Raw genomic sequence first — 897 nt, forward strand, 5'->3', positions numbered from 1 at the left:
CACTGCTGCAGCTCGGCCAAGCTCACAAAGGGGCGGCCATAGGGATTGATCGCCAGGCGCTGATCGCGCACCCGCCGCTCCACTTTCCCCTTGCACTGGGGCTGGCGTGGCGGACAGGCGTCGATGTGGAACTTCATGGTCGCCGCATAGCGGCGATAGGTGGGATTGATCACGCCCCAGGCGCCGGCCCCGCGGGAGATCGCGGTCTTCTCGTTGTCGATGCGCACGGTCGCCGGTACGCCGCCCAAGCGGGTGAAGCAGGCCGAATGGCAGCCCAGCCAGGCCAGCATGTCCTTGGTCGGCGACCAGACGATCGCCTGCTTGCGGCTAAACGACAGCACCATGTGCAGGGCCAGAAGATCGGTCGGGACGCCGGCCAGGATCACGCCCGGAAAGTGCGCCCAGTCCACCTGCGCCTGGGCCCCGGAAGGGGTCTCAACCCGCCGGCGGGCGCGGATGGCCGGAGCCGGATAGGCGTGGTGCCAAAACCGCTGAACGGATCTCAGGCTGCCCGTATAGCCGTGCTCGCCCCGCAGCCAGGCATGCAGGGCGGCCAGATTGATCGGACCGTCCCCCTGGCTGACCCGCCACTGGTCGATGACGGCGGAAACGGCCTCGGCTTTGAAATTCTGGCGCGCGCGGCCGTCCGTCTGACCGCTGTCGAGCCGCTTCACATGATACCTGACCGCGCCTTCCGTCACGCCCAGCAAGCGGGCGATCTCACTGTTTGTCGCTCCCCGCGACACTAATGCCTTGATAGCCATCCGAGCCTCCTGATCGAGCCGGCTCATGCGCTCCTCCGCGTCGTCCCGCGACACGGTAGGTCGACTTCAACCGGAGGCGACATCTCGTAAATCTGGCCGTCGCCTTACTCACAGGATCGCGCGTCGCGCTACA

Annotated in this window: 1 protein-coding gene; it reads right to left on the reverse strand. The window is 66.8% G+C overall.

Going from position 1 to position 897, the window contains the following annotated elements; genetic code table 11:
• Positions 1 to 791, reverse strand: a 791-nt coding sequence (istA, locus tag FS320_RS44275; RefSeq protein ID WP_152718766.1) for an IS21 family transposase, incomplete at its 3' end; no start/stop codon positions are given.
• Positions 792 to 897 lie beyond the last annotated feature (106 nt).

Source organism: Microvirga tunisiensis, assembly GCF_009296175.1.
In the GTDB taxonomy this organism is placed as follows: Bacteria; Pseudomonadota; Alphaproteobacteria; order Rhizobiales; family Beijerinckiaceae; genus Microvirga; species Microvirga tunisiensis.